Origin of the sequence: Psychrobacter sp. ANT_H59 (assembly GCF_008369225.1) — a bacterium.
Lineage (GTDB): Bacteria > Pseudomonadota > Gammaproteobacteria > Pseudomonadales > Moraxellaceae > Psychrobacter > Psychrobacter cryohalolentis.
In genome coordinates, this window is sequence record NZ_VOBE01000002.1 from 363,044 (window position 1) to 375,681 (window position 12,638).

Annotated in this window: 13 protein-coding genes; 3 read left to right on the top strand and 10 right to left on the bottom strand. The window is 43.4% G+C overall.

Annotated elements, in window-relative coordinates:
• Nucleotides 1–28: 28 nt before the first annotated feature.
• Nucleotides 29–793: a two-component system response regulator OmpR gene (gene ompR / locus FQ083_RS04610; RefSeq protein WP_011279439.1), complete on the top strand. Its 765-nt coding sequence runs from the start codon at nt 29–31 to the stop codon at nt 791–793.
• Between the two features lie 43 nt (nt 794–836).
• Nucleotides 837–2,024 (top strand): CobW family GTP-binding protein, encoded by a 1,188-nt coding sequence (locus FQ083_RS04615; protein ID WP_149409011.1) that lies wholly within the window; start codon nt 837–839, stop codon nt 2,022–2,024.
• A 110-nt stretch (nt 2,025–2,134) separates the two neighbouring features.
• Here the strand turns inward: FQ083_RS04615 and FQ083_RS04620 are convergent, their stop codons facing one another.
• From FQ083_RS04620 to ubiG, 4 genes are all read right to left on the bottom strand, one after another.
• The gene (locus FQ083_RS04620; protein ID WP_149409012.1) at nt 2,135–2,401 is read right to left on the bottom strand and encodes a DksA/TraR family C4-type zinc finger protein; all 267 of its coding nucleotides are present in this window, start codon (nt 2,399–2,401) and stop codon (nt 2,135–2,137) included.
• A gap of 123 nt (nt 2,402–2,524) precedes the next feature.
• Entirely contained in the window at nt 2,525–3,400 is an 876-nt protein-coding gene (locus tag FQ083_RS04625; protein WP_149409013.1) for a YciK family oxidoreductase, read from the bottom strand.
• Between the two features lie 116 nt (nt 3,401–3,516).
• On the bottom strand, nt 3,517–4,227 hold the full coding sequence (locus tag FQ083_RS04630; protein WP_149409014.1) for an HAD family hydrolase: 711 nt from the start codon (nt 4,225–4,227) through the stop codon (nt 3,517–3,519).
• Between the two features lie 35 nt (nt 4,228–4,262).
• Complete coding sequence (gene ubiG / locus FQ083_RS04635) at nt 4,263–5,093, bottom strand: bifunctional 2-polyprenyl-6-hydroxyphenol methylase/3-demethylubiquinol 3-O-methyltransferase UbiG (RefSeq protein WP_149409015.1); 831 nt, start codon at nt 5,091–5,093, stop codon at nt 4,263–4,265.
• A 376-nt stretch (nt 5,094–5,469) separates the two neighbouring features.
• Here ubiG and FQ083_RS04640 point away from each other — a divergent pair, with 376 nt between their 5' ends.
• Nucleotides 5,470–6,090: a thiol:disulfide interchange protein DsbA/DsbL gene (locus tag FQ083_RS04640; protein ID WP_011512504.1), complete on the top strand. Its 621-nt coding sequence runs from the start codon at nt 5,470–5,472 to the stop codon at nt 6,088–6,090.
• 149 nt (nt 6,091–6,239) lie between these two features.
• Here the strand turns inward: FQ083_RS04640 and yjgA are convergent, their stop codons facing one another.
• The 6 genes from yjgA to pcnB all read right to left on the bottom strand — a co-directional run bounded on the left by yjgA (nt 6,240) and on the right by pcnB (nt 12,518).
• Nucleotides 6,240–6,752, bottom strand: a complete 513-nt coding sequence (gene yjgA / locus FQ083_RS04645) for a ribosome biogenesis factor YjgA (RefSeq protein ID WP_011512503.1) — start codon at nt 6,750–6,752, stop codon at nt 6,240–6,242.
• Between the two features lie 68 nt (nt 6,753–6,820).
• Nucleotides 6,821–7,783, bottom strand: a complete 963-nt coding sequence (gene rapZ, locus FQ083_RS04650; protein ID WP_149409016.1) for an RNase adapter RapZ — start codon at nt 7,781–7,783, stop codon at nt 6,821–6,823.
• 56 nt (nt 7,784–7,839) lie between these two features.
• Nucleotides 7,840–8,706: a pantoate--beta-alanine ligase gene (panC, locus tag FQ083_RS04655; RefSeq protein ID WP_149409017.1), complete on the bottom strand. Its 867-nt coding sequence runs from the start codon at nt 8,704–8,706 to the stop codon at nt 7,840–7,842.
• A gap of 51 nt (nt 8,707–8,757) precedes the next feature.
• The gene (panB, locus tag FQ083_RS04660; RefSeq protein WP_149409018.1) at nt 8,758–9,558 is read right to left on the bottom strand and encodes a 3-methyl-2-oxobutanoate hydroxymethyltransferase; all 801 of its coding nucleotides are present in this window, start codon (nt 9,556–9,558) and stop codon (nt 8,758–8,760) included.
• Between the two features lie 85 nt (nt 9,559–9,643).
• Nucleotides 9,644–10,204 (bottom strand): 2-amino-4-hydroxy-6-hydroxymethyldihydropteridine diphosphokinase, encoded by a 561-nt coding sequence (folK, locus tag FQ083_RS04665; protein WP_149409019.1) that lies wholly within the window; start codon nt 10,202–10,204, stop codon nt 9,644–9,646.
• Nucleotides 10,205–10,244: 40 nt separating this feature from the next.
• Entirely contained in the window at nt 10,245–12,518 is a 2,274-nt protein-coding gene (gene pcnB / locus FQ083_RS04670) for a polynucleotide adenylyltransferase PcnB (protein ID WP_149409020.1), read from the bottom strand.
• Nucleotides 12,519–12,638: the final 120 nt, after the last annotated feature.

The window sequence follows — 12,638 nt, forward strand, 5'->3', positions numbered from 1 at the left end:
ATAATAATTTTTATGAGAGGATGCCTGTATGTCTGAAAATAACAGCCCCGATACTTTAACTCAGCGTATTCTAGTCGTTGATGACGATGCACGATTGCGCTCTTTGTTACAGCGCTTTCTAGAAGACGATGGTTTTGTTGTCCGTACTGCCCACGATGGCAGTCAAATGGATAAGCTGTTGCAGCGTGAGCTTTTTTCATTAGTGGTACTTGATTTGATGCTACCAGGCGAAGACGGTATCAGTATTTGTAAGCGCCTGCGCGAAGATAATGGCGACATCCCTATTATTATGCTTACTGCTAAAGGTGGCGACGCTGATCGCATCGCGGGTCTAGAAGCGGGTGCGGATGACTATCTACCAAAGCCATTTAATCCAAAAGAGCTATTAGCACGTATCAAAGCAGTACTTCGTCGTCAAAATCGTGAGCTACCAGGGGCACCAAGTCATCAGCTTGAAGTAGTAGAATTTGGTCCATGGACACTTGATTTATCGACACGTACGCTCAAACGCGACGGCAATGTTGTCACCTTAACGACGGGTGAATTCTCGGTACTAAAGGCATTGGTTCAGCATCCACGCGAGCCATTGACCCGTGATAAGCTGATGAACCTTGCCCGTGGTCGTGAATGGGGCGCGATGGAGCGTTCAATTGACGTTCAAGTATCACGTCTGCGCCGCTTAATTGAAGACAATCCTTCACAAGCACGTTATATCCAGACTGTCTGGGGCGTAGGCTATGTATTCGTACCTGACGAAGCAGAAGTCGAAGCAGCTAAGAGCGAATCACTTTAAATTTCTAAGTATTGCTTGTGTCCGTTGATATATCATACTATTAATGGGTAATCCTATTAATACAACGGGCGCAACATTGAAATCCTCTATTATTCATCAAAATATACCCTGCACTTTGGTGACAGGGTTTTTGGGTTCTGGCAAAACCACACTTATTAACCAATTGATTGCCGATAAATCCACTGATGAGCGTTGGGCATTATTGATTAACGAGTTTGGTCGGATTGGTATCGATGCAGCCTTGGTTTCAAGCTCACAAGATAGCAATTCCGCTCAAAATGATATCGCCATTCGTGAAGTTAGCGGCGGCTGTATTTGCTGTACCAGCCAGTTACCTCTACAAGTAGCTATTGGTCGCTTGCTGAGTGACCATCATCCACAGCGCCTGCTTATTGAACCGACAGGTCTTGCCCATCCACGTGAGCTAATACGGCAGCTTAGCGCGCCGCATTGGCAGACGGCTCTAAAGATGCAAGCGGTCATAACTGTACTTAACGCTCTGCAGTGGCAACGAGAAAAATATCGTGCTCACGAAGGGTTCCAAGCGCATATTCGTGATGCCGATGTCTTGGTCATTAATCGCTATGCCCAATTAAGTACTGACGATAAGCAAGCATTACAAGATTGGATAGCAGAGTTAAATGCGCAAATCACTATTATTTGGGCAGAATCTAATGATCAGACCACAATTAACGATATAAGCACATCAAATGACTATTCAGCAGTGTTAAGCAGGCAGCTGATCAAGCCTAGCCAGACTATCTCACAACAGCGGACAGTCAATATCGCTCAGCCGAAAAAATCTGTGATTAGCTTGCAGCCACTGAGTCATTCATTATCGAATAAGTCATTATTCGACCCTTCCACAAACGATAATAATATTCAGGCAGACAAAGACATCGAGCTGCCCTATCGTTATCATGAAATACAGCAAGATATCGTAGTTGCAGGTTGGCGACTACCAGCGGACTATATATTAAATGCTGATAAGTTACAGGATTGGCTGCTAACGCTACCAAACTGGCAACGCATTAAAGGCGTATTGCATACGTCTAATGGCTGGCTACAAATCAATTTTACGCCTGATAGCTTGTCCACAAAGACAGTGAGCGTACAAGCCGACAGCCGACTAGAGATTATTTTGCAAACAAGTACTGGGCAAGAAGATGCGATAGAGGTTAAGCTAGATTGGGAAGCCTATGACCATGAACTCATGGCGTTGATACTATAGTTAATGATTGCATAGCCATCTATTGTAGTGATAGAAAGATTGTTGATAAAAATAGAACCAATAAAAAAGCCCCTACTATCAAAATAGTGAGGGCTTTTTTATTGGTTCTATTAGCGTAACTGACTGTCTTTACTGCCACGGCGATTAAACAATTCCGCAGCTTTTGCTTCTTGCTCAAGCTCAGATTGACAGCCAACACAGTGCTGTACACCGGGTACTGCAATGCGCCGTGCTTCTGGAATGGGATTGCCGCATTCATCACAACACTCTGCGCTTTTACCTGTCGGTAATGCACGGCGTGCGCGCTCTAGCGCATCGTTAACGGTCGCATCCATTTGCTCATGCTCAGCACCATCTCTTGACCAACCACCTGCCATATTATTATCCTATTTATTTTTATTAATTATGCGTATTTTTAATCGAGCATAAAGGTCTTTGATAACAAATAGATGGGGTTAGATATCAGCAATTTCAATCTACCTGCGCAGACAAATTGTCGCTCAATCCTTGGGTTGTAACTCAACCACTTGTCCACGTACCCCGGTACTCTCATCACTCATCAAGCACACATAACCTGCCATAATATCTTCAGGAGTTTTCAGACTCATCGGATTTTCACCTGGATAAGCGTGAGCACGCATATTGGTGCGAGTACCACCCGGATTGATACAGTTAAAACGCAGATTGGTGGTATTTTGCGTCTCTTGGGTAAAGATATCGCTCATTCCTTCTACCGCTTGCTTAGACAGCGCGTAAGCACCCCAAAATGCGCGAGGATGCGTACCAACACTGCTAGAGGTAAATACGATAGAACCATGCGGTGCATCTTTGAGTAACGGCAGTAACGCTTGGGTAAGCATAAAGGTCGCTGTGAAGTTAATCTTCATGACTTGAGCAAACATATCTACATCGTACATCTCAAGTGGCGTCAATGGACCAAGCATCCCAGCATTATGCAATATTCCATCAAGCTGACCAACTTCTCTATGAATCAAATTTTCTAGCTTTTGCATTTCTGCATAGGTAGCCCCTTCCAGATTCATCGGTAACATAGCAGGTTGCTTACCACCAAAGCTCTCGATTTCATCATAGACATATTCAAGCTTGCTACTGGTACGTCCTAATAGCAGCACCGTTGCGCCATAGCGTGCATAGGTCAATGCAGCGACCCGACCAATGCCATCGCCCGCACCTGTCACCAAGATGGTTTTGCCATCTAAGCAGTTTTCAGAGGGTACAAAGTCACGAATATCCCCGTGGGTTAATTCGGTTGCAGACGATTGCAATTCAGTCTGCTGGCTTGCAATATTATTGGCTATATTGTCGGCTGGATAGTTTGCCGACTGATTCGCTAATGGGTTGATATTGTCACTCATGGCGTTACTCACTACTTATCGTTTAATAAATGGAATGGTTAACCATTATGCTATGTTGTTAAATATTGCCTGATAACACGCTGATCTTGTGGCTCATTTGAGTTATAACATTTGAATTATAAATAGTCGAATTTACCAGAAGAAAGCAGTAATTTACTCAACTGCTCAGGGGTTTCCGTAATATAATCTGCGCCCCATTTCTTCAGGTTATTTTGATCTTCAGGCGGAATATAACCATAAGCGGCCAGAATCGTGGGCATACCAGCGGCATTACCAGCTTCGATATCACGGATATGATCGCCAACATAAATCACACTTGCAGCAGCGCCGCGAGGGATACCAAGCTTCTCTAGCGCCGCATACATAGGCTCTGGATCAGGTTTAGGGCGTGACACATCATCAGGACAAACCAAAACCGCACAGCGCGTATCTAGCTGCATTTTTTCTAATAACAGCTCTGACAAATAGCGCGGTTTATTGGTCACTATACCCCACGGTATACCTTTTTCTTCAAGGGCACTTAAAACGTCCTCAAGCGTGTCAAAAACATGACTATCCACACAAATATCCGCTTCATAATCGTCTAAAAACTGCTGACGAAACTCAAGCAACGTCTCTTCGCTAAAGTCTGTTTGCTCATTATGACGTAGCATAAGCTGCACCATCGCTGAAGCACCTGCCGATACTTGCTCACGAATCTCTGTCTCAGACGGCGCTTGCCAGCCGTTTTCTTGGCTCATTTTGCCAATAATACGTATAAAATCGGCAGCAGTATCTATCAATGTCCCATCTAGGTCAAATAAGACCGCTTTTACAAATTGGCTCATTACGAAGGCTCTTAATTAAGGTGGTAAAAAGGGTATTAAGCGAGAGGTTTCTGTACTGCTATCATATAGTTGACATCGACGTTTTGAGCTAGCCAGTAACGCTTGGTCAATGGATTATAGTGCAGTCCAATAATATCTTGGCGCGCAAACTCTGCATCAATTGCCATTTTATCGAGCTCAGCTGGCGTAATAAACTTGGCATAATCATGCGTACCGCGATCAAGCAAGCGTAATACGTACTCTGCACCCACGATAGCAAACAAATAAGATTTTGGATTACGGTTAATCGTTGATAGTACGCATACGCCGCCTGGCGCCAACAGCTTAAAACAAGCATCTACAATAGCGGCTGGATCTGGTACATGCTCTAGCATCTCCATACAGGTAACCACATCAAACTGACCAGCATGGGTAGCAGCCAATTGCTCAACCGGAATATGCTGATAGCGCAAGGTATCTTGTAAGTTGCTTTGTTCAGCATGGAGACTTGCTGCTTTAAGATTTTCTGTCCCAAGGTCGATACCTGTCACATCTGCGCCGCGACGTGCCATTGATTCTGATAAGATACCACCGCCACAACCGACATCAAGAACCTTTTTACCCGCCAAGCCCATCTCTGCCGTTTTTTGACTATCAGCACTCACGTAGCCACGCTTCACATTTTCCTCTATCCAGTTTAGACGCAGCGGATTGATTTCGTGTAAGGTAGCAAAGGCACCGGTTTTATTCCACCACTCACCCGCCAATTTATTAAATTTTTCAACTTCGCTTGGATCGACATTTATAGCGTTTATGATATCGTCAGCCATGCCACTATCATTTGCTTGAGTGTGCAAAGGCTGCCCAGAAAATAAAGCTTGGCTCATAGTTTTTCCTTTATTGTTATAGTATGTGACTAAAGACTCAATATTAACATGCGAGCCGCAAAGCTGCCGTAAGTACATCGTCACCGATTGTGAACTGCTTTATTAATGCTTTAAAGGTCAATAAAAATAGAATAACAGGCTATAAGTAAGATACCTTAAATAATGACTGACAGCATTACAACCATTAGTTAAGAATCCGGTTCACAAACTGCCGCATTTTACGCTATTATAGTTGCTATTCTATAGTAGGTCGACTCAGTCGACCTATCGTCGTCTATTGACTTTGTCATTGCTTATTTGCTTTGGTATTTATATGACTATCAAAGCTATAACTATTAAAGCAAACTTCTGAATGTCGTTATTTCAAGGAATAAGTATGAAACGTATCATCGCATTAACTGGCTTGGCTTGCGCTATTGGATTTGCCAATATGGGTGCACAAGCTGCCAATTATGTCGCAGGAAAAGACTATCGTGTGTTAGATAATCCAGAAAAAATCAGCGGTGATGCTATCATTGTGCGTGAGTTTTTTTGGTATGGTTGCCCGCATTGTAATGTCCTTAATCCACACATGGAAAAATGGGCAAAAAACAAAGATAAAGATGTAGCATTCTTTAAAACACCCGCAGCATTAAACCCTGTTTGGGAAGCCAGTGCCCGTGGTTTTTATGCCGCGCAATTACTGGGTTTTGAAGACAAGACCCATGACGCTTTATTTGATGCCGTACATAAAGATGGTAAGCAGTTATTTGACCAGTCTTCATTAAGCAAATGGTATGCCTCAAAAGGTGTGAACGAAAAGAAATTTAATAGCCTTTATAACTCTTTTGCTGTTGGTACCAAAATCGGTCGCTCGCAAGCAGGCGCTAAGCGTTATCAGTTATCGGGTGTGCCAGCCGTTGTTGTGCAAGGCAAGTACGTGGTAACCGGTGAAAGTGCTACCGTACCTAAAGTAGTTGATTTCCTAGTCGACAAAGTACGCGCAGAGAAAAAGTAGCATTAGTTTTTTAAAAAAATATAAAAACGCTATTTCTGATCCATTAAAAAAGCCAATCATTAACGATTGGCTTTTTTATATTTTAGCATTCTGTTTTTTGTATTTTATAGGTAGCCGATAAACTAAATACGCCTTCCTATATCTCGTCGCTATTTTTTTAGATTCGTCAAAATAGCCACTTCACGTATATAACTGGCAAGGTCAGCTTTTGACTCTGCCATTAGCTCCTCATCGTTGGTATGCTTGGCATACTCAATCCAGAGCAATAACTGATACATACTATGCTGTTCAGAGGCTTTATATTGTTTGACGAACTGCTTAAGCGTCCCTTCATCATTGATATTTAGACGCTCATACCAGCTCTCTATCTTAGACACTTGCTCTTTAGGAAAATAGGCATCAAATAATGCTTTTATCAGCTCATGGCGATTTTCTTCAATCATAAGCTTGCCAACACGTTTGGTCTGACGATTTCGTGCATTGGCGCTAGTGATATCGGCAAGCGCCATCAACTCTGCCATAAAATAATCACTGGCAGGTAAGGCTTTTAGTTGTTTTTTCGATAAGCTGGCAAGCGGTATCGACAACTGTTGCAGGCGCTCATGAGCTTTTTTGAGCTCTGTGCGCGAGACGCGCATATCTTGTTCTGACCAGTCAATCATAAAAGCTTTCCATTTTTGAAAATAAATAATAAGTATAAAAAAAATATTTATAAAGGGTTTTGTAGACGCTACCAGCGATGCTTTTCACGGTGTTTCGCCGTCACGGTTAAGCCTTCTGGCAAGCTATCTTGTAATCTGTCTTGTAAATGTTTGGTGATAAATACTGAGCGGTGCTTGCCACCGGTGCAGCCAATGGCGACCGTTACCGTATGGCGATTGTTGTGTAAAAAATCCGGTAGCCAACGATTTAAGAAGGTAGCAATATCCTCAGTCATTTCAGCGACTTCTGGATAATCCGCAAAAAATACACCTACTTCGGCATCAAGACCCGTTGCTGCTCGTAGGCTCGGATTCCAATGCGGATTGGGTAAAATCCGTACATCAAAGACAAAATCTGCATCGATAGGACTACCATATTTAAAGCCAAATGATAGCAAGTTAATTACAATTTGATTGTCCACACCGACGTAATTACGCAGACGCTCTTTTAGCTGATGTATATTCAGCATACTGGTATCTATCTTGATATCGGCATGCTTAAATATTGGCTGCAACATCTGAATTTCTTTCTCAATTGCCGCAGGTAAATTATAAACGTTATTTTCTACACCCTTGGTATCTAGAACCATCAACGGATGAATGCGACGTGTGGCATTAAAGCGGGCAACCAGCGTCTCTTCTTGCGCCGTCACATACATCACCGTGACCGCCTCTTCACCATAAGTCTCTTTTAAACACTCATGAATATCAGCAAAATTGGATAAATCTGCACGCGGCGTACGAATATCAACCCCAAGGGCAATGCGTTTAATCCCACTATCACAAACTAGCTTTTGCGCCGCTTCAGGCACAAGCGACAAAGGCAGATTATCAATAGAATAAAAACCCAAGTCTTCAAGGATATTAAGTACCGAAGTTTTCCCAGAACCTGAACGTCCTGATACTACTAAGATACTCAGTTTATCAGCAGCGGATTCGTTGGAATCTGTTAGCTTTGATTGAGCATTATAGGTGTCTTGATTTACCTGCATGTTCCGTCATCCTTATAAATTGCATCCCGCAAATTACAGTATTATAAATAGCAGTGTCATCGAATTTTATTAATTTTGACCAATTGATTATCTAGCAAGCGCGCCCGACCTAACCATGCAGCAACTAATATCACCAAATCTTGATGATTATTGATACTCTCATCACCTACAGCAGTCAGCTCAGCTGTTTTCACTTCTAAATAATCAATAATAAAACCAGCACTGGTCATACGCTCACGAGCTGCAACCAAAAGCATATCTAATGGCTGCTGATTATCGCCAATCTGTTTGGCTAAATACTGTAATTCTTGCTGCAAGATAGGCGCTGTTTTTCGCTCAGATTCACTTAAGTACTGATTGCGCGAAGACAAAGCCAAACCGTCAGTAGCACGGACAATAGGTGCGCCAATAATCTCGATTGGATAGCTTAAGTCACGCACCAACTGCTTGATGATTGCTAGCTGCTGATAATCTTTTTGCCCAAATATTGCGACATCAGGCTGCACGATATTAAATAACTTTGAGACAACGATACCAACACCATCAAAATGCGTTGGGCGAGTTTTGCCACATAATTGTTCAGTGATAGCCCCAGTGAGTACGGATGTCGGCGGTGGCAATACCGGATACATCTCATCAATAGTAGGAGCAAAAACATAATCCGCGCCGACAGTAGCAAGTTTCGCCACATCTTCCTCTAAGGTACGAGGATAGCTATCAAAATCTTCGCCAACCCCAAACTGCGTTGGATTAACAAAAATACTAACTACCACGATATCTGCATGCTGTTTGGCTATTTTTACCAGCTCTAGATGACCATCATGTAGATTGCCCATGGTAGGTACTAAAGCAATGCGCTGCGCTGTGCGGTAAGGCCGTAAAGCCAAGCGTAGCTCTGAGATATGGTGATGAATCGTTGGCATAGTTGACTGCTCTTTTACTGATAGATCTAATGACTGACGTTTAATATTTGCTTAGCTAAACTGATGTTGCGCTGTTGGGAAGCTACCTTCCTTTACTGACTGCTGATACAGAGCAAATGCGCCTTCGATACTGTGCTCCGTGTTACGCTCATCAGTCAAAAAATCATGGATAAAACGTGGCGCGCGACCGTGAACCATACCGAGCATATCGTGCATGACCAATACTTGACCATCGGTATCAGCGCCTGCCCCAATACCAATCACTGGCACAGCAACCGCTTCAGTTACTGCTTTAGCAAGCTCAGCAGGCACGCATTCTAATACTAAAAGTGCGGCACCAGCGTCAACAACAGCTTTTGCATCATCAAGGAGTTTTTGACCTGCCTCATCGCCGCGTCCTTGGACTTTATAACCGCCAAAAACATTCACCGACTGTGGCGTTAATCCCAAATGTACACACGTTGGCGTGCCGGCTTGCGCCAATGTTGTAATCAACTCGCAAAGCTCACTGCCACCTTCAATTTTGATTACGTGTGCGCCTGCTTGCATCAGCTTGCGGCTGTTAGCAATAGCTTCTGGCAGCGTCACATAGCTCATAAAGGGTAAGTCTGCTAAGATGAGCGCTTGCTTATTACTACGAGCGACATTAGCGGTATGATAAGCCATATCATCGACCGTAACCGGCAAGGTTGAATCATGACCTTGCACAACCATACCTAAGCTATCACCAATCAAAATCGTATCAATCTCTGCTTTTTCCATCATGCGCGCAAACATAGCGTCATAACAGGTCAAACAAGTAAATTTGGTACCATCTTTTTTAAACTTATTTAAAGTAGATAACGTTGTCATATTGCTATATCGTCCTCAATACTTTTGACTATTAATCAATCATCATTCGCTTTAAATGAATGAATATCTCTATTTACTTAACGCTTCATGCATTATATTCTGATATCTTCAAGCCTGACCAATCGCTGCTCTGTGGATAATCGATTATCGACTGCCCGGCAATCATTAGCTCAGGCGCGAGCTCTCGTAGCGGTATCAAGACAAAATTACGCTCATGTAAGCCGGCATGCGGTATCGTTAATGTTGGCTCAGCAATCCGCTCATTGCCATATATTAATATATCGACATCAAGACTGCGCTCACCCCAATGGCGTAGGCGGGCGCGTTTTGCTTGCTGCTCTAGATTTTGACAATATTCCAGTAACTCAAACGGCGTAAATATCGTCTCAAAACCCACAACCGCATTGACAAAATCTGGCTGATCTTGGGGTCCCATCGGTACTGAAGCATAAAATGAAGAAATACGCACTGTGCGTATTTTTTCTTCATTTTGCAGCATCTCAGATGCTTGCTGTAAATGCTCGACGGGCGAACCAAGCTCATTTGCTAGATTGCTTCCCAAGCCAACATAGCAAGTAATCCAGGAACGCTCACTGTCATCATTTACGCACTTATTGGCATCAATATGAATATCATTAAGGCTCATACTTATCGCTATCCTTTGACCTTTTTAGCCATTGCCAATACTAAACATCACCGTTACTTGGCTGACGACGGCGACGTTTCGATGGCACAGGACCTTTATCTGCATTCATGTTGCTAATAGCAATCCTGTTAGCGTCTATCTTGTTACTAATGTTTCGATTACTAGCTTCTTCTTTATTGGCATCTTGCTTATTAGCAACCTGAACACTTTTAGCAAGCTTAGCACTTGATGCTTTAACAGGTTTTGGCGCTCTAGCAATAGCATTATCATTAGAATGACTAGCTGGCTTAGGCACTTTTTTTGCATACTTGCCGACTGCTTTTTCATTGCTATTCGTATCTATTACCACTGCCTTTTTGGTACTGCCGACCTCTACTACAGTGCCAGTATTTTCAATCGCAGTAGGCTGACGACGACGGCGCTTATGCGGTATCGGCTCGTTATTCATACTAACAAGTGCTGGCGACTGGGCGACGTTGCGCTCTGCATAAGCGGTGGTAAGCGCATTATTTGAAGTTGGCTGAGTATCAACTGATGCTTGTCGCGTATTCGATCGACTGTTTGAGTTATTTACTTTATCAGCAGATTTTGTTTGCTGATTCGATTGACTATCAGTCGATGCTTTTTTAGCAACTGTTTCTTGCACAGGCGCTTTTTGCGTCGCTTTAGGCAAAGGTTTATCTGAAGCAGACAGCTGTTTTTTGAGAGGCGGTACGACGTTGCCATGCTCTATGACAAACAGCGGCGCAGGTTTTGATGTCTGCTGCCGATTGCTACCATTATTGCGACTCGCCAAAGACAATTGCTGCAACTGCGCTAGCTCATTATTGTCTTGTTTGACTTGCTGAGGGCTATAAACTTTATCGTTAGCATTAGCATTAGCAGATGTATGCTGACTGGCACGGCGGCGGCGTGATGGCACGTTTGAGGCATCGTTAACCATCTCTGATTTTGGACTGTCATTACTTAGCGCTTTATCTTTATAGTCGTTATCTAGCTGATTTAGCTTAGCTGTGTCATTCACATACTGTGGCTTTTGACGATTGCGTCCGCGACTACGTTGACCTTGTTTATAAGCACCGCGGCGGATATTTTCATCAAAACTATCAATCGCTTGATTCTGCTGTTGCTCGGACAAAGTTTGATAGGTCTGCCACCACTCGCCCATATCATTGGTCGACTCAGAAAGCGGATGCTCAGCATCGCCGCACTGCTCGCGCAATAACAAGAAATCAAAACCGGCGCGGAAACGTGGATGCTCAGATAGCTGAACAATCTGTTTGCTACGCGGCGCGGCCAGCTTTGGCTGCAATATCCAAATATCACGGATAAACTGTTCCGCAAATTTTGGAATAGCGGTCTTAATACGTTGACGATCAATCACTTTGCCTGCTGCATGCATTTGTGCATCCGCAAAAGGCATATTGCGCTTCTTGGCTTTTTCTAGTTGATGTAAGTAGTTCTCCCACAGCAAAGCGGCATAAAAGAATGCTGGGTTGATACTTTTGCCAGCAGCAATACGTTTGTCGGTATTAATAGCGACTTGTTTAACTAAGGCACTTGGCTCAGAAGGCGGATAAATGATGAGACTATCAATCGCGCCTGAATCAAACAATAACGGTAATAATGGTACTAAATAACCACCGGTAAACATCTTTTGCGTTTCATCATACAGACGGTGCGGAGAGATTTGTTCAAGTAATGACCAGTTGCCATCATGGAACTGTGCGGCTAATTCGCTATCAAACTCAAAACCCAATTTTGCTTTGAAACGCAAGGCACGCAGCAATCTGACCGGATCTTCTTCGATACGAATCGGTGCATTGCCTAATAAACGGATAATTTTATTGTCAATATCTTCAAGCGCGTCGCAAAAATCATGAACTATGCCTTTAAGCGGCTGATAATAAAGGGCATTGATAGAAAAATCACGACGGGCAAAGTCTTGTTTGATATCACCCCAGACATTGTCGCGCAGAATCATACCGTCTTGATTGGTATTAGAATCATTAATAGGTGGACCACGGAAGGTGGCTACCTCGATAAGCTCACGCCCAGAGTACACATGCGCCAACTGAAAACGGCGACCGATAATACGGCAGCGCTTACCAAAGACGTCTTTAATCTCATGAGGCTTGGCATCAGTGACCGCGTCAAAATCTTTTGGACGCAGTCCTAGCAAGGTATCACGCACGCCACCACCGACGATATAGGCGTCAAACCCAGCTCGGGTTAGGGTTGCGATTACTTCGGTAATAGAATTGGGTAATTCAGATTTATTCAGTTCTAACTGCTTGGCGGCACGCTCGGCCATGCATCTACTCCTTGCCTTTTTTCTTAACCACCCTGACGAACACAGCGTCAATCAGGCGGATGTACATGCTAGTTTAACAAATTTTGGCCATGGTGGGTGTATTTAGACAGTTACTTACAT

Coding starts and splice junctions, on each gene's coding strand:
- folK (WP_149409019.1), bottom strand. CDS start 10,204: ATGAGCCTTAATGATATTCATATTGATGCCAATAAGTGCGTAAATGAT.
- panC (WP_149409017.1), bottom strand. CDS start 8,706: ATGCCAACGATTCATCACCATATCTCAGAGCTACGCTTGGCTTTACGG.
- ompR (WP_011279439.1), top strand. CDS start 29: ATGTCTGAAAATAACAGCCCCGATACTTTAACTCAGCGTATTCTAGTC.
- rapZ (WP_149409016.1), bottom strand. CDS start 7,783: ATGCAGGTAAATCAAGACACCTATAATGCTCAATCAAAGCTAACAGAT.
- panB (WP_149409018.1), bottom strand. CDS start 9,558: ATGACAACGTTATCTACTTTAAATAAGTTTAAAAAAGATGGTACCAAA.
- FQ083_RS04630 (WP_149409014.1), bottom strand. CDS start 4,227: ATGAGCCAATTTGTAAAAGCGGTCTTATTTGACCTAGATGGGACATTG.
- FQ083_RS04620 (WP_149409012.1), bottom strand. CDS start 2,401: ATGGCAGGTGGTTGGTCAAGAGATGGTGCTGAGCATGAGCAAATGGAT.
- FQ083_RS04640 (WP_011512504.1), top strand. CDS start 5,470: ATGAAACGTATCATCGCATTAACTGGCTTGGCTTGCGCTATTGGATTT.
- yjgA (WP_011512503.1), bottom strand. CDS start 6,752: ATGATTGACTGGTCAGAACAAGATATGCGCGTCTCGCGCACAGAGCTC.
- FQ083_RS04625 (WP_149409013.1), bottom strand. CDS start 3,400: ATGAGTGACAATATCAACCCATTAGCGAATCAGTCGGCAAACTATCCA.
- ubiG (WP_149409015.1), bottom strand. CDS start 5,093: ATGAGCCAAGCTTTATTTTCTGGGCAGCCTTTGCACACTCAAGCAAAT.
- FQ083_RS04615 (WP_149409011.1), top strand. CDS start 837: ATGGGTAATCCTATTAATACAACGGGCGCAACATTGAAATCCTCTATT.
- pcnB (WP_149409020.1), bottom strand. CDS start 12,518: ATGGCCGAGCGTGCCGCCAAGCAGTTAGAACTGAATAAATCTGAATTA.